Source organism: Mesorhizobium sp. M0491, from assembly GCF_040321265.1.
Classification (GTDB): Bacteria; Pseudomonadota; Alphaproteobacteria; order Rhizobiales; family Rhizobiaceae; genus Mesorhizobium.
The window spans coordinates 1-15,895 of record NZ_JAMYRE010000020.1 but is presented as its reverse complement, the minus strand read 5'-3'; the positions used below and the strand labels follow the sequence as shown (position 1 = coordinate 15,895).

Below are 15,895 nucleotides of genomic sequence, written 5' to 3'. Positions count from 1 at the left end.
CGCGACGGCCGGCGCGGCGGGAGCGGTCACAACTGGTTCGCGTGCTGTTTGACTGCCACTTCCAGTGCTTGCATCAAAGGCACAGCCTTGGAGAAGAGGAAGCCTTGAGCGGTTCGGCAGCCAAGCTTGTGCAGGGTTTGCCGATCCGCCTCTGTTTCGACGCCCTCGGCCATGACCTCGATCCCGAGCATGTCACCGAGTTCGATGACCGATTTGACAAGCAGTCGGTCCTCTCGGGACTTGGCCAAGCCGCGAATGAAGCCCTGGTCTATTTTCACCTTGCGTATCCGACGGTCCTTGAGAGATGCCAAGGTAGAAAAGCCGGTGCCGAAGTCATCGAGCGCGATGGAAATACCGGCATGTGAAAGCCGTCCGAGCTTTTCATCCACTCTGTCCGGGTCCACCGGCGATTCTTCGGTAATCTCGATTTCGAACATCGTCGCAGGCAGGCCTCTTGCCGCCAGACCCTCCAGAACCATGTCGTCGATATCGCCGGCTTCCAGTTCGCGAGGGGAAACATTCATCGCCACACGAATGTCACGACAGTCAGCTTTCACCAAGCCGTCGATAAAAGCACAACAGTCGGCGAATACGGTTTGCGTCAGCAGCTGAAGCATTCCGGTTTCGCGTGCGGCCGTGATGATTTCGGGTGGAGAGATGGCACCATGCGTCGGATGGGACCATCTCAGCAAGGCTTCAAAACCGACCACGGTCTCGGTTTCGAGTTTCACGATCGGCTGGAACCAAGGTTGCAATCTTCCCGTCTTTATCGCCGAATGAAGATCCCGTTCGATCGACTGGCGACGTTGCAGTTCCCTGTCGAGTTCGGCATCGAACAGGCAAAATTCGTTCCTGCCATGGCGCTTGGCCGTATACAGGGCGATATCCGCCCGCAACAACATTTCAGTCAGGCTCGGCGTCTGCGCCAAGTATATCCCTATCGATGCCCCGACCCGAACGGACGCGACCTCGATATAGGGGCGAGCAATTTTGGCTATGATATTGGAGGCGAGATCACTGGCAGAAAGCGAAGCTCTCGTTGAGGGAAAAACCAGCACGAATTCATCGCCGCCGATACGAGCGAGCGTTGAGCCTTCGGGTGCTTCCTGCTCTATGCGGCGGGCGATCATGACAAGCAGTTCATCACCGGTCCTGTGACCGTAGGTGTCGTTGACAGATTTGAAGCCGTCCAGATCAATCAGCATTGCCACGAAGGGGCCATCCGCGGTCTTGAACCGACCGATGGCGTGTTCAAGGCCCCGCCTGTTGAGAAGGGCGGTCAGATGGTCCTCCCTGGAGTTGCGCTCCATTTCCGACGCAAATCGCTCTGCCTCATGTCTCAGGCGGCTTGCTTCGCGGAAGCGCGCCTGCCCAACAAACGAAGCTCGGACCAAGCCGCCCATGAAGAGCAGAACGGTGAAAGCCAGAATGTAGCGTTCAAAATTGCCTTTCGCCAAAAGGCACGCCACCGTGATGAGGAGTGGAGGTGTGATGAAGCTGGTCGCCGCCGCGGCATACGAACTGCCATATGTAACCGCACCAGCTGAAATGCCCGCCAGTATGACCAGATGCATCGGTGCTTGTGGTGTTGTGTATCCAACAGTCAGCACGGCCGGGAAGGACCATGCAAACCCTGCCAGAAGGGCAAGGACGCCAAACATGCGAAGGCGCGGCAAAACGCCAAGCAAATCCTGATGGCGCCCCGTTTCCTTTAGCTGAAAACGGGCGAGTGCAAGCCGGGCGGCATTTAGCGCATTGACGACCAGGAACCAGCTGGCAGCGGCAAAGCCGCCGCCAGAAAGGGCCTGCACCGCGCAAATCAGGCCTGACAGGATCGCGCTTATCGGCATCGACACGAAGAGCCCGGCCCTCAGGTCAGCAAGCTGATCCTGACGGATTTTGGCCTCCAGCGATTCTTCTTCCTTTAGGGGTGCCATGAATGGACCAGCTTGCTTGCGTCGTTGTTCGCGAGGACCAAACCTATGCAAGCCCACTGAAGGACGGGTTAACTACCCAGCGAGGGTAACCAGTGCGCTCACCATGCTGCGGGTCACACCTTTGGCTTAGCATTGCCGAATCATCAAGGCTTCGCCCGCGCGCGTGCCTTGATCCGAATCATGCCATGATCGGCAACGTCACCAGGAGACAGCCTTGCCCCGCGACGACGCGCGCCAGCAAGACAAGGAAGCCTCGCCGAGACAGCGTTCCAGAGCGGCAGCGCTCTGTGCGATTCACCGCCTGAGCATGGCCGAAATGCCATGGCGGACAAAGGGAAGATGTTGGGCAAAGCGGAGCCCAGCATGTCTTGCAAGCCGTGCCGCCGGGTGCTCGCTTGAGTAGAGACCGACAAGCATGTTGGTGGCATGATAGAGCGGCCCCGCCGACAGCCGCAGCCGGCTTTCGTATCTGCCGAGCATGTCGGGATCGGCAATGTCGCGGCGGGCGCGACATGCTGTCAGTATTTTATGAGCGAGTTGCTTCTGGCCGCCGAGGCCGATGTTGAAGCCATGCGCGGTCACCGGGTGCATGCCGATGGCAGCATCGCCGATCAGTGCCGCACTCGGAGCCGAGAACTTGTGCGCCCAGGTCGTGACCAGCGGATAGGCATGGCGGGTGCTTGCCAGGGTCATCTGCCCGAGGCGTCCTCGACACCGGTTCATCAATTCCATGCGGAACAATTCGTCGTCGAGAGCAAACAGTCTGTCGGCCTCGCTTGAGCGCAAAGTCAGAAGCAGCGACGACACGCCTTGCATGAGCGGCAACATCGCTATGGTCTGATGGTGGTCGAACCATTCGACCGCGATCTGGTGATGGACGCGCTCGTGCCTCACTCGGCAAATCAGCATGGAGTGGCCAAGCGGATGGATGTTGGCGCCAATGCCGAGCAGGTCGCGCATCGGGGACAAACGCGAATCCGCTGCTACGAGCAGCCGAGCGGCCAATTGCCTGCCATCAGAAAGCGTTATGACCGCCTCGTCTTCGCTATTTGTTGCATTGACGACCGAGTTGCCGCACAGCAGCCGGGCATGATCCTGGAAGTGGACAATTTTGAACAGGGCATCGCGGATCCGACAATTTGGGACCAGAAATCCGAGTGGTTCCCCAGATCCGCTGGGAGCATCGAAGCTCAGGGCGAAAGGGCTGGATCCGTTGAGCACGCGCGCGCCATGAAGCGGTGATTTGTCCGATGCGGGGATGGCATCCCAGGCGCCGAGCTCGCGAAGGATTCTCACTGATGCGTGGGTCAGCGCGATCTCGCGACCGTCGAAAGCCGGATTCGCCAGGCTGTCGAGCGACTGCCGTTCAACCACTGCCACCTTGAGTCGGCTCCAGGCGAGCGATGCTGCGAAGGCAAGTCCGACCGGCCCAGCTCCGACGACAATGATGTCGAATGTGTCGACATAGCCGGCCATCAGCGTGCCGCCATAGCGGCTATCTTCGATACGAAGCGCTCTTGAAGCATCGCAATCACCCACGGTTTGCCGCTCATCTCCCCAACTCGATAGACATGCGTTCTCCGTTGGAAGCCTGGTCAATGAAACCATGCCGATGAAGAGATAACGCTGATCTGGATCAACCAGGCTCGACAAACCCGGCAGCGGCGGGTTCACGGTCGAGTGGTCGATTGCCGTGAAAACGTCTGCATGTCTGGGCATTCTGAATGGTCGGCTTCCCAATCGCGTGCCCCTCCTGGCCAAAGGTTCGGCAACGTATTGTGGCTGATCCGTTCTTCGCACGCGCGCCGATATCGGCATGACGCGGGCAATCGCCAGCAAAGATTCGGTCGACTGACGACCAGCATCCGCACAGTCGTTGGCGCCGCCAGCCGGTTCAGCCTCGCGGCTCTTCCCGATCGATAAGGACCCGCTCGGCGGAGCCGTCGAGATCTTCGTATTGGCCGCTCTTCAAGATCCACAGGAAGCCCCGGTCCAAGCCCCACCAAAACAGGCAGCGGCCACCGCATTTCCGTCTGGACGGGCGTCTTGCTGCCGACAGCATGCTCTCCTAACGCGCTAGACGCCGAAGGAACTCGCCGACGGCCTCATGTCCAAGTGATGTGGGAAGGGAGCAGAACCAAAGGGACTCTGCTTGGCGTCCCCGCTTTTTTCGCAGCTATGAAACCATCACTGAGAACGGATCCGTACTGAGGAGGAGGCGGTCCTTGACTTGCCCGACGCCGGCAACCTTCTCAGCCGCAACGATCGCTGCCTTCCGCTGACGCTCGTCGACAATCGCCCCCTTCAGTTCGACAAGGCCGTCGCTGACCCTCACATCGATCAAGTCACCACCGCTCCAGGTTTGTGGCTGCAGTTCGGCAAGGATAGCCTTGCGGATCAGTTCGTCATCGGGTGGCGTGGTTCCCTGTTTCGGCATGGCGGATCAGGACAAGCAGCAAATCAGTTCGCGTGATGATGCCGACGACCCTTTCCCGAATCGACAATCGGGACATTGTTGTGAGATGTTGCATCATCAGGTCGACAGGAGGCGCCGAGATGACGTGTGTGGTCATCACCTGATGGATGATCCGTCCATTCGAGCGCACACATAGTCATTGGCGGTTGTGCCCGGGCCAAGATCAAGCTCCAGCCAGCGCGGACGCACACGCTGGGTTCCGAGTTCCTCTCGGCGCAAGAAGTCGCTTTTGCTTACAATGCCAACCAAGGTGCCGTCGCTGGTCGTTACTGGCAGGCAGCTGACTTTGCTTGAAAGCATGACCGCTTCGGCGATCGTCGCGTTCGCATGCGTCGTGATGACTGGCTTTGTCATTAAGGATTCGGCTTGCATCCTCACCCTCCTGATCTTTCGTCGGACGACGATAGGACATCCCGACCCGCGGCGCGTTGATCTGAGTCACTTGGAACGAGTGGCATTCTCCGCGCCGTCGTCGCTGTCGATGAGAATGCGCTCCGCCGCGCCATCGAGATCCTCGTACTGGCCGCTTCTCAACGCCCAAAGGAAGCCGGACAGGCCGAGTGCGCCAAGCAATAGCGCTACGGGGATGAGGTAGACGAGCGTCGTCATGACGATTGAGCCAAGGCGCCGGCCCGCGCGGGCCTGTCTTGCCGCGCAATCGCGGACGACGCACCCGTTGCGAAGCCTTGCAGACGCATGGCATTTCCAACCACGAGCAATGACGAGGCTGACATCGCGACCGCGGCGATAAGAGGCGTAACATGGCCCAGAATGGCGATCGGCACGGCGATGGCGTTGTAGACGATCGCGATCACGATGTTCTGGCGAATCAGGCTTCCCGCCTTGCGCGAAACATCCAGCGCGAGAGGCACTGCCAGAAGGCTTTCGCGCAGGAATACGAAATCGGCCGCGTTGCGGCCAATGTCGGCGGCGGTGGCAGGAGCGATCGAGACATGCGCAGCGCTCAGCGCAGGCGTATCGTTGAGACCGTCGCCAACCATCAGAACCTTGTGCCCGTCTTTCGCCGCCGTCTCAATGCGTTCGACCTTGCCGGACGGCAGCAGGCACGGAACGAAATCATCGACACCAAGCCCGTCCGCAACCTCGGCGCAGGCGCCCGCGGTATCGCCCGACAGCATTTCCACGCACATACCAGCGTTGTGCAGTTGATCGATGGCCGCCCTGGCGTCGGCGCGCAGCGCGTCCTCAAAATCGAAGGTCGCGACAATGAACCCGTCTTTTGTCAGCACCGTTCCGCCATAGCCATGTTTGCCTTCGCCGCCGGTCCGGGCCTTCCATCCAGCCCATCCGCGCCGGCCCAGCCGCCAGGTGCTACCGGCGGCTGTGGCCTCGATCCCGAAACCCGGGTGCTCGGTGACGGCATCGAATTTGTGCTGCCCGCCAAGGCGGGCAAAACCGGCTATGGCCTTTGAAAACGGGTGACGCGAATGCGCAGCCATGTCTCCCGCGATTGCCAGCATGGCCGGATCAATCGAGTCCGCATTGACCAGCCGGGGCTGGCCGAGGGTGAGCGTTCCGGTCTTGTCGAACACCGCTCTATCAATCGTCGCCAGGCGCTCCATGGCCGAACCGTCCTTGACCATGATGCCGTTCTCGAACAGGCGCCGCGCCGCGACCACCTGGACGATCGGTACGGCGAGGCCGAGCGCGCACGGGCATGTGATGATGAGAACGGCAATGGCGATGGTTATCGCCCGGTGCCAGTCACCGGTCGCCGCCATCCAGCCAAGGAACGTCGCGAAGGCTGTGAGATGAACCACCGGGGCATAGAGCGCTGAAACACGATCGGCGATCCGGCGATAATGCGCGCGGCCGCCCTCTGCGGACTCCATCAGCCGAACCATTTCCGCCAGAAACGAATCTTTCGCGGCGGCGGTCGCCTCGATCGTCAGCGGGCCGGTTAGGTTGAGGACACCGGCCTGCACGGCTTCGCCTGCCGCTACGTTTCGAGGCGTGCTCTCGCCGGAAACCAACGAGCAGTCCAGATCCGAGGCCCCTTGAATGATCTTGCCGTCGACGGGGATTCTCTCGCCGGCAGCGATCAACAGCAGCATGCCAAGTTCGATCTCGCCAACCGGCAGATAGTCGCGTGCACCATCGCCGCGCAGCACCATGGCGCCACGTGCGGCCAACTGGGACAGGCCTTTCACGGCGGTCCGGGCACGTTCGCGCATGACGTGATCCAACGTGCGGCCGATCAACAGGAAGAACAGCAGCGACACCGATGCATCGAAATAAGCGTGGTCGCCATGGTTGATCGTCTCATAGAGGCTCATGGCGTAGGCTAGGGACACCCCGACCGCGATCGGCACATCCATGTTCATGCGGCCGTGACGCAGCGCATTCCAGGCCGAGCGGAAGAAGATGCCGCCGGAGAAGGCCAGTGGCGGGATGGCGATAAGCGCCGAGACCCAGTGGAACAGGTCGCGGGTAGCGCCTTCAGCACCGGACCAGACAGAGACCGAAAGCAGCATGAGGTTGCCCGCCGCAAAGCCGGCGACAGCAACGGCGCGGATCAGCTCCGAAAGCGTCTTGTCCTTGTTGTCGACCTCGGGGTCGAACAGATGCGCCTCGTAGCCCAGCCGTCCCAGCGCGGCGACGAATGGTGGTACCTGGTTTCCACGCCAGCGGACCGCGACCCGCTTCGTCGACAGGTTGACACGAGCGCTCTCCACTTGATCGAGCTTTCCCAGTGCTGTCTCGATCGCCTGGATGCAGGCCGCGCAATGAACCGTGGGGACCGAAAGATCGGTCTGGCGGAGATCATCGCCAAGCGATCGGCTCGCCAGCCTGATCTCCTGGCTGGACGGCAGGACCGATCCGGCGTTGACCAGATCAAGCGCCATTTCAGCACCCGGCGCACAACAGCTCATTGCAGCGCTCCATGGGAAATCATGATCCTGCGGACGTCGCGATACGGTTTATCCAGGCCGGCATCGGCGTCGACTTCGACGATCCAGACACCATCCTTCGGCAAATGCTGGGCGGCGAATTCCTGACCCGAGGCGAGGACGAGCTTGATGGATTCATCCTCTTTTTCGTAAGCGGGATGGCGAAACAGCGCCTTCACGCCATGCAAGGGAACCGGTTTGCCGGCGGCGTCGATGAGGCCGTAGCGGACTTCACCCGATGCGATGGTCAGCTTGCCGGTCCAGCCGAGGGCTGCCTGCGCCCGCCCTTCCTCGGCCTTCCTGTTGAACTGCTGGCTCGCCACATAGGTGTTTTCGACGACCAGGCCGGTCCAGCTCGTGTTGGCAAGCGTCGCCATGGTCAGATTGACCGCGATGACCACACCGAAGAAGGCAAGGATGGTGAACAGCATGTGCCTGCCGGTGAATTCGCGGGTTTTTTGTGTTCTGGCGCTCATCTGGCAGTCTCCGGCGCGTTGAAGGTGGCGGTGTATTCGTCCGACTCGAAGCTCGCCTTGTCCTCGACACGGAACTTGAAGGTCTGCGCTGTGTCCTGGATTTGACCCGCTGGCTGGCGCACGAAGACCTTCAGCATTTTCAGGCGGTCGGGTTCGACCGGAATGGCGAAGGAACGGCCTGCGGGGATGTCGTCGCCGACGACGACCATGTCAGCGCCTTCAAGGTCCTGCATGGTTACGACGATCGTCCTCGGCTCGGGGATCATGTTGAGCAGCTTGACGGTGTAGCCGTTGCGGATCGAGCCGTCGGAGAGCGTCACGAATTGTGGATTGCGGTCGTGCAGGACATTGATTTCGAGCCGGTCGCGCGTCAGCAGCGAGTAGAGGAGGCCCAGGCCGATCAGCGACCACATAGCCATGTAGACATAGGTGCGTGGCCGAAAGATCTTGCGGATGTGGAAATGCGCCACTCTGTCCGAAAACAGGCCGTCATCCGTCCTGACCAGCGCCGGATTGACTGAGCTGGACCCGCCCGCGGTCGCCAGAATCATGTTGGCGTTGTAATCGGAGAGCGTCGCATAGGCGATCAGCCCACGCTCCTTGCCGAGCTTGTCCATGACGCCGTCACAGGCGTCGATGCAGAGCGCGCAAGTGATGCATTCGAGCTGCTGGCCATCGCGAATGTCGATCCCCATCGGGCAGACCGCGACACAGGCATTGCAGTCGACGCAGTCGCCCACGAGCTGGCCTGCGGCCAGCACCTTCTTGGCGTGGCGCGAACGCGGTTCGCCGCGCCAGTCATTGTAGGTGACAGTGAGGGAATTTTCATCGAGCATGGCCGCCTGGATGCGGGGCCACGGGCACATATAGGTGCAGACCTGTTCGCGCATCAGACCGCCGAACGTGTAGGTGGTAGCCGCCAGAACCGCGACGGTGATGTAGGCGACAGGCGCTGCCGTGCCGGTGAAGAGTTCGCCGAGCAGCGTCGGCGCGTCAGCGAAATAGAAGATCCAGGCGCCGCCCGTCAGCGCGCCTATGGCCAGCCAGATGGCGTGTTTCGATACCCGCAGCACGAGTTTGCGGGGGGTCCAGAGACCGGCATCAAGCTTGATACGAGCGTTGCGGTCGCCCTCTATCGCGCGCTCGACGACCAGGAACAGGTCGACCCATACGGTCTGCGGGCATGTGTAGCCACACCAGGCACGGCCGACAGTCGACGTGATCAGGAAAAGACCGACGCCGGCCATGACCAGAAGGCCGGCGACATAGTAGAATTCCTGCGGCCATATCTCGATGAAGAAGAAATAGAAACGCCGGTTAGCGACATCGAGCAGCACGGCCTGGTCCGGCGCAAACGGGCCACGGTCCCAGCGCAGCCACGGGGTCAGATAGTAGATGCCGAGCGTGACCGCCATCACCAGCCATTTGAACTGGCGAAAGCTGCCCGAGGCCCGCTTTGGGAAGATCTTCTTGCGCGCGGCATACATTGGCTGACGCACCTTGGCGGAGTTGACCGGCGTGGGTTCGATCCTTTCTATTTGCGTGTTATCAAGCACGAGAAGCTCCAGTCACCAGCGACGATTTCGCCGGAAACCGACTCATCGGTTCTGGATGATGCCGAGGCCCGGCTTGCGCCGGGCCTCGTCGCTTGGCGGGAGGGGGAGGACGAGAATAGGCTTCTGCTCCTATTCTCCGCCGCCAAGCGAATGGATGTAGACCGCCAGTTCCTTGACCTTGGTCTCGCCGAGGCGCGCGCCCCAGGCCGGCATCACGCCCTGTTTCGGCGCGGTGACCTGGGCGGCGATGGCCGCTTCGCCTGACCCGTAGAGCCAGATGGCGTCGGTCAGATCTGGAGCGCCGAGTTCCTTGTTGCCTTTTGCATTGTCGCCGTGACAGGCCACGCAATTTTCGGCGAAGACCTTGGCGCCGGGCGCGACCAACGATTGATCGCCGACAGTGCCGGACAGGCTGGCAACGTAGGTGCTGACCTGTTTGATCTGATCGGCGGTGATGATGTCGCCAAAGGCCGGCATTTCCGACAGGCGCGTAGCCGGGTCGGAGGCGAAGCGGATGCCATGAGCGATCGTCTGCTGGATCTGGTCCACCTCGCCGCCCCACAGCCAGTCGTCGTCATTTAGGTTCGGAAAGCCCTTGGACCCCTGGGCGCCGGAACCGTGGCACTGCACGCAATTGACCTTGAACGCGGCGGCGCCGGCAGCGACGGCGAATTCGCGCAGCGTGTCATCCGCAGCAATCTCCGAAACACTTTTCGACTCTATTGCGGCGACATATTTGCCCTTTGCCGCTTCGGCCGCGGACAACTCGTTCTTGACTTCGTTGCGGCTGGAATAGCCAAGTACGCCCTTTGTCGCGGAGTGCAACAGCGGCCATGCCGGGTAGGCAATTGTGTAACCGATCGCCCAGACTATGGTCATGTAGAAGGTGATGACCCACCAGCGCGGGAGCGGGTTGTTGAGCTCGCGAATGCCGTCCCACTCATGACCGGTCGTCGAGATGCCGGAAACCTCGTCAATGTGATCGCTGCTCATGATCAGTCCTCCTTCAGAGGAATTTGAGCTGCTTCGCCGGCTTGCCTGCGGCTGCCGGGGCGAAGTGCAAAGGCAACGGATCCGATGAAGAAAAGAGCGATGGCAAGCAGGCCCCAGCTGTCAGCAAACTCCCGCATGAAATTGTACGTCATCGCCATTGTCCTCAGCGGTAGCCGGCGGTCTCATCGTAGTTCTTGAAATCGACAAGCGTGCCGAGCATCTGGAGATAGGAAACCAGGGCGTCCATTTCGGTGACTTGCTGCGGATCACCGTCGAAATCGCCGATCCTGGCCTTGGGGTAGCGGGCCTCGAGGCCGGACGTGTCGGCATTGGGATCAGCCTGCGCCATCAAATCAGCATTGGCGTTAGCGACCATGTCGTCGGAGTAGGGGACGCCGACGCGCCTGTTGGCAACCAGATGCGTCGAGAAATCCTTCACCGCGATCGGCCTATCCTTCAGAAAGCCATAGCTCGGCATGATGGATTCCGGCACCACGGAACGAGGGTCCGTGAGGTGCTCGACATGCCAAAGATTTGAGTAGCGATCGCCAACCCGAGCGAGGTCCGGTCCGGTGCGCTTCGATCCCCACTGGAAGGGATGATCATACATCGACTCGGCCGCCAGGCTGTAATGCCCATAGCGCTCGACCTCGTCACGGAACGGGCGGATCATCTGGCTATGGCATAGATAGCATCCCTCACGCACATAGATGTTGCGCCCGACGAGTTCGAGCGGCGAGTAGGGCCGCATGCCTTCGACCTTCTCGATCGTGTTGTCGAGATAGAAGAGCGGCGCGATCTCGACGATGCCGCCGATTGTCACGACCAGCAGCGACCCGAGGAGAAGAAGTGTAGCGTTCTTCTCGATGACCGCGTGTCTGTTCATCAACCTCATTTTCTGTCTCATCATCGCGCAAGCTGGAGGGCGGGAACGGAGCCGGGCATCGGATCCTCCTCGCGCCGGTAGCCAAGGATGGTCATGGCGATGTTCCACGCCATGATCAGGGCGCCGGAAAGGTACATGGCTCCGCCGATGGCGCGCATGATGTAGTAGGGGTGCATGGCGGCCACGGTTTCGGCGAAGGAGTAGACCAGGAAGCCCTGCTCGTCGTATTCGCGCCACATCAGGCCCTGCATGATGCCGGACACCCACATGACCGACGCGTAGACAACGATGCCAAGCGTCGCCAGCCAGAAGTGCCAGGTAACGAGGCGCAGCGAGTAGAGCCGTTCACGGTTCCACAGCTTCGGCACCATGTAATAAAGCGCGCCGAACGAGATCATGCCGACCCAGCCGAGTGCGCCCGAATGGACGTGTCCGATGGTCCAGTCGGTATAGTGCGACAGCGAGTTGACCGTCTTGATCGACATCATCGGGCCCTCGAAGGTGGACATGCCGTAGAAGGCGATGGCCATCACCATCATGCGGATGATCGGATCGGTGCGGAGCTTGTCCCAGGCGCCCGACAGCGTCATCAGGCCATTGATCATGCCGCCCCATGACGGCATCCACAGCATGATCGAGAACACCATGCCGAGCGTCTGCGCCCAATCGGGCAAGGCGGTGTAGTGCAAATGATGGGGTCCAGCCCAGATGTAGAGAAAGATGATTGCCCAGAAATGGACGATCGACAGCCGGTAGGAATAGACCGGCCGGTTCGCCTGCTTGGGTACGAAATAATACATCATGCCGAGAAAGCCGGCGGTCAGAAAGAAGCCCACGGCGTTGTGGCCATACCACCATTGCGTCAGAGCGTCCTGGACCCCGGAGAAAGCCGAATAGCTCTTCGAGCCCAGGAAGGAGGCGGGCATGGAGAGGTTGTTGACCACATGCAGCATCGCGATGGTGACGATGAAGGACAGGTAGAACCAGTTGGCGACGTAGATGTGGGGTTCCTTGCGCTTCAGGATCGTGCCGAGGAACAGGATGAGATAGGCGACCCAGACAATGGTCAGCCAGATGTCCACATACCATTCGGGCTCGGCGTATTCGCGGCTCTCGGTGATGCCGAGCAGGTATCCGGTTGCGGCCATGACGATGAAGAGCTGGTAGCCCCAGAACACGAACCAGCCGAGATCGCCGCCGAACAGCCGGGCGCGGCAGGTGCGTTGCACGACATAGAGAGACGTGCAAAGCAGCGCGTTGCCGCCGAAGGCGAAGACGACTCCCGACGTATGCAGTGGCCGCAAACGGCCAAAGTTGAACCAGGGCTGGATGTTGAGATCGGGATAGGCAAGCTGCAGCGCGATGACCACGCCGACAAGCATGCCGATGACACCCCAGAACATGGTGGCGATGGCGCCATAGCGGATTGGCCCGTCCATGTAAGCGGACGGGTCGATCGGCGCGGCAGGCCTGAACTCAGTGTTGCGCAACAGGATCGCAGTGAAGCCAGCCAAGGCGAAGAACAAGACCCACATATGCTGGCGAAAGGGTTCATCCACCCCAGCGCCAGCGGCCACCAAAGCCGCGAATGCGAACAGGCTTAGAAGCACGATTTCTTTGCCGAATTTCATCGCAAGCCCCGATTTCCAATTCCGGCGGATGCCAAACCGCGGTGCCTTATTGCGCAGCCGTCGCCTGCTCGCCCTGATCCATGTCAGAGCCGCACCATTTTGCTTCGAGCAGCATCGAGTTCGTTGCGATCAGACTGTGTCGAATGTGGAAGTGCAGCACCGGCCGACGGTTTATGGACAGGCCCGGCGTCCCCAGTCGGGGCCCGGGTAGGAGGCGACCGCGGGCGTGTGGGGAAGCGCACCTTGACGCTGGTAAGCAGGCCGATGCCTTACCGAACGTCGATCGTTTCAATGCCTTGGAACAGCCAGCGCCAGCGTAGCGCTGCCTTCGCGACATTTATAGTTTGGACGGCGATTTTCGCCTGAGTATGAGGCATATTGACTTCGGCCAAGTGTGGATGCTTCGCCGACGAGCCCAAACGCAACTGGCGTATACGATCGGAATTAGAACGGGCTGTCGCTACGCGATGTCTTCTGAGCCCAACGCGAGCATGCCCTGCCCCGAATGAAGTAAGTGGCGTGGGCCATGCAGCTTCGTGTCATTCAAACGGCTATTGCGCCTCGGCCGCCGCAGCGCCGTTCCAGCCGGCTCATGCTGTCCACGGTGACGCGGCGGTTGTTCTCGATCCGAATCACGCCGTCCATTCTCAGGCTGGTCAGCTGACGGCTCACGGTCTCGTTAGTGATTCCAAGGAAATCAGAGATGTCGGCACGCGTCATCGGCAGCTCGAAGCACGCCGACCTAGCCGCCGGGTCAACATTGGAGTCGATGTTCCGGGCAATCATGAGGAGAAAGCTCGCCACCTTCTCTGGTGCGGTCTTGCGCCCCAGAGTCACCATCCATTCGCGGGCCTCGTCAAGTTCGTTCAGCGCCTGCTTGAGCAGGCGATGCACAAATTCGGGTGACTGCTTCATCATCCGTTCGATGGCCGCTCTCGGAAACGAGCACAGCGAGACAGCTGTTGCCGCTTCCGCATTGATCGCACTTTTCATCTTGAAGGGCCGTCCCAGAAAATCCGGCGCGAACTGGAGACCGACGATCTGCTGGCGGCCGTCCGAAAGGCTCTTCGTGAGCTTCACCACGCCTGAAAGCACGTTTGAATAACAGTCGACCGCCTCGGCGTCGCCGATCAGTTCGACCCCCGGCTCGATATTGTGCCGCGACGACGTCTTGGCGAGCTGAGCCAAATCGTCTGGCTCGAGCGCGCCACAGACACCGCGGCGCCGTGCCTCGCAAGGCAAGCAAAGAACGGGAATGCCGGAACTGTGAATATCCTGCCGTAATGTCATTCGATCGCTCTACCGGTCCAGTGCGGGCAGGATAGCAATCCACGGTAGAAAAATCCTTGCGGCAGTTTGTCCGTGCTGAAGGTTGATCGAAATCAGGGCTTAGGCTCATCCAAGCATCCACAGTTCGGGCGACGCAAACACGGTGGACCACGACATGCGACAAAAGCTAGCTGCCAGACTGGGCGAGAACGTCCCGCGCTATACCAGTTATCCGACTGCGCCCCATTTCCATGCGGGCGTCGATGCCGTCGTTTACCGAGGCTGGTTGGAGGCGCTCGAAGGTGGTGACGAGATATCGCTTTACCTGCATATTCCCTATTGCGACAGGCTCTGCTGGTTCTGCGCGTGCCATACCAAACAGACCCGCCACTACGAGCCGGTGGCCGCTTATCTGCGCTCGCTGTATGCGGAGATCGCCACGGTTGGCGGCCTTGTTACCGGCAAGGGCCGAGTTCGCGCGGTTCATTTCGGCGGCGGTTCCCCGACGATGCTGGAACCTGAGGATATTGTGGCGCTGGGAAGCGTCCTGCGCAACAGCTTCGCCTTTCTTCCCGGCGCCAAGATCAGCGTTGAAATCGAACCCAATGATATGGACGATGCCCGCCTCGATGCGCTTGCCGAAATCGGCACGACCCGTGCGAGCCTCGGCGTCCAGGACTTCGATCCGAAGGTTCAGAAGGCAATCAACCGCGAGCAGAGCTTTTTGCAGACCAAAGCGGTAGTCGACGGTGTTCGTTCGCGCGGCGTCGAATCGGTCAATCTAGACCTGCTCTACGGCTTGCCGCACCAGACGAGGGAGAGCGTCTCCTCCACCGTCGCGCAGGCGCTGACCTTGGAACCCGACAGGATAGCGCTTTTTGGCTACGCCCATGTGCCGTGGTTCAAGAAACATCAGACCATGATAGACGAGGCATGGCTGCCCGGTCCCGCGGAGAGATTTGCTCAATTGCAACTGGCGGCGCGGGCGATCGTGGACCAGGGGTACGAAGCAATCGGCCTCGACCATTTCGCCAAACCCGGCGATGCCCTGGCCCTTGCCGCCCGCGCCGGAACACTGCACCGGAACTTTCAGGGTTACACCGACGATTGCTGCGAAACCTTGATTGGGCTAGGCCCATCGTCCATCAGCCAGTTTCGGCAGGGCTATGCGCAGAACATGCCTTCGACCAGCGAATATCGATGCACGGTTGATGACGGCGGGCTGGCCGCCGTCCGCGGTATCGCACTTTCCAACGACGACCGCGTTCGCGGCTGGATCATCGAACGTTTGATGTGCGACTTCGCCTTCTCGGCCATCGATCTGGTGGAACGCTTCGGCGAGGCCGGCCAGAGGCTCCTCCTTCAGTCAAGTTCCATGGCCCTCCACGATCCGGTTCGATTGCTTGAACTTGATGGCGACAGATTCGTTGTGCCGGCTGAAAGTCGCCCTTTCGTCCGAAGCATCGCGGCCAGGTTCGACAAATATTTCGAAACTGGAACGGCCAGGCACTCGGCGGCAGTCTGAGCACCGCAGAGGAACGGTCATGGCTCTCACTCGATCGTGAACCGATTGCGATCGTTTTCCACTGTTGACCGGCGACCGTCGGCCGAGACGGTTCGAAGCGGACCAGACGCGTCTTGGCATAGCGACGATATCGCCCGCTCATGCCCTGCCTGGTTGTGTGCGTCAAGTTCTGCAAAATGGGCGATCATGAAGCTGGTCATGCGGCTTGGCGTAGAGCGAGCTTCTTGTGCTCGC

16 protein-coding genes are annotated in these 15,895 nt (G+C 60.5%); 1 reads left to right on the top strand and 15 read right to left on the bottom strand.

Features of this window, described 5'->3' with window-relative positions; translation table 11 throughout:
- Positions 1-26: 26 nt before the first annotated feature.
- From NKI69_RS24025 to NKI69_RS23960, 14 genes are all read right to left on the bottom strand, one after another.
- A complete protein-coding gene (locus NKI69_RS24025; RefSeq protein ID WP_352722636.1) occupies positions 27-1,937 on the bottom strand; it encodes a putative bifunctional diguanylate cyclase/phosphodiesterase in 1,911 nt (636 codons plus the stop codon).
- A gap of 294 nt (positions 1,938-2,231) precedes the next feature.
- A complete protein-coding gene (gene ubiM, locus NKI69_RS24020) occupies positions 2,232-3,413 on the bottom strand; it encodes a 5-demethoxyubiquinol-8 5-hydroxylase UbiM (protein WP_352722679.1) in 1,182 nt (393 codons plus the stop codon).
- A gap of 418 nt (positions 3,414-3,831) precedes the next feature.
- Entirely contained in the window at positions 3,832-3,948 is a 117-nt protein-coding gene (ccoS, locus tag NKI69_RS24015; RefSeq protein ID WP_084025756.1) for a cbb3-type cytochrome oxidase assembly protein CcoS, read from the bottom strand.
- 165 nt (positions 3,949-4,113) lie between these two features.
- Positions 4,114-4,374, bottom strand: coding sequence for a BON domain-containing protein (locus tag NKI69_RS24010; RefSeq protein ID WP_023762791.1), 261 nt, complete (start codon positions 4,372-4,374; stop codon positions 4,114-4,116).
- Between the two features lie 135 nt (positions 4,375-4,509).
- Positions 4,510-4,785 (bottom strand): CBS domain-containing protein, encoded by a 276-nt coding sequence (locus NKI69_RS24005; RefSeq protein WP_245272648.1) that lies wholly within the window; start codon positions 4,783-4,785, stop codon positions 4,510-4,512.
- A 66-nt stretch (positions 4,786-4,851) separates the two neighbouring features.
- Entirely contained in the window at positions 4,852-5,022 is a 171-nt protein-coding gene (gene ccoS, locus NKI69_RS24000; protein ID WP_352722635.1) for a cbb3-type cytochrome oxidase assembly protein CcoS, read from the bottom strand.
- Positions 5,019-7,307 (bottom strand): heavy metal translocating P-type ATPase, encoded by a 2,289-nt coding sequence (locus tag NKI69_RS23995; protein WP_352722634.1) that lies wholly within the window; start codon positions 7,305-7,307, stop codon positions 5,019-5,021. The genes ccoS (NKI69_RS24000) and NKI69_RS23995 overlap by 4 nt, the downstream gene beginning before the upstream one ends.
- Positions 7,304-7,801, bottom strand: coding sequence for a FixH family protein (locus NKI69_RS23990; protein WP_352722633.1), 498 nt, complete (start codon positions 7,799-7,801; stop codon positions 7,304-7,306). Before NKI69_RS23990 ends, NKI69_RS23995 begins: the two co-directional genes overlap by 4 nt.
- A complete protein-coding gene (gene ccoG, locus NKI69_RS23985; RefSeq protein WP_352722632.1) occupies positions 7,798-9,357 on the bottom strand; it encodes a cytochrome c oxidase accessory protein CcoG in 1,560 nt (519 codons plus the stop codon). The genes NKI69_RS23990 and ccoG overlap by 4 nt, the downstream gene beginning before the upstream one ends.
- 129 nt (positions 9,358-9,486) lie before the next feature.
- Positions 9,487-10,350 (bottom strand): cytochrome-c oxidase, cbb3-type subunit III, encoded by an 864-nt coding sequence (gene ccoP / locus NKI69_RS23980; RefSeq protein ID WP_023809313.1) that lies wholly within the window; start codon positions 10,348-10,350, stop codon positions 9,487-9,489.
- 2 nt (positions 10,351-10,352) lie between these two features.
- The gene (locus tag NKI69_RS23975) at positions 10,353-10,502 is read right to left on the bottom strand and encodes a CcoQ/FixQ family Cbb3-type cytochrome c oxidase assembly chaperone (RefSeq protein ID WP_023735812.1); all 150 of its coding nucleotides are present in this window, start codon (positions 10,500-10,502) and stop codon (positions 10,353-10,355) included.
- Positions 10,503-10,513: 11 nt separating this feature from the next.
- Complete coding sequence (gene ccoO, locus NKI69_RS23970) at positions 10,514-11,245, bottom strand: cytochrome-c oxidase, cbb3-type subunit II (RefSeq protein ID WP_352722631.1); 732 nt, start codon at positions 11,243-11,245, stop codon at positions 10,514-10,516.
- 11 nt (positions 11,246-11,256) lie between these two features.
- Positions 11,257-12,867 (bottom strand): cytochrome-c oxidase, cbb3-type subunit I, encoded by a 1,611-nt coding sequence (gene ccoN / locus NKI69_RS23965; protein ID WP_352722630.1) that lies wholly within the window; start codon positions 12,865-12,867, stop codon positions 11,257-11,259.
- 543 nt (positions 12,868-13,410) lie between these two features.
- Entirely contained in the window at positions 13,411-14,157 is a 747-nt protein-coding gene (locus NKI69_RS23960; protein ID WP_023766606.1) for a Crp/Fnr family transcriptional regulator, read from the bottom strand.
- 154 nt (positions 14,158-14,311) lie between these two features.
- Here NKI69_RS23960 and hemN point away from each other — a divergent pair, with 154 nt between their 5' ends.
- Complete coding sequence (gene hemN, locus NKI69_RS23955) at positions 14,312-15,661, top strand: oxygen-independent coproporphyrinogen III oxidase (RefSeq protein WP_023766605.1); 1,350 nt, start codon at positions 14,312-14,314, stop codon at positions 15,659-15,661.
- Positions 15,662-15,687: 26 nt separating this feature from the next.
- Here hemN and NKI69_RS23950 read toward each other — a convergent pair.
- The coding region (locus NKI69_RS23950) for a hypothetical protein (RefSeq protein ID WP_352722629.1) at positions 15,688-15,895 on the bottom strand (208 nt) is incomplete at its 5' end.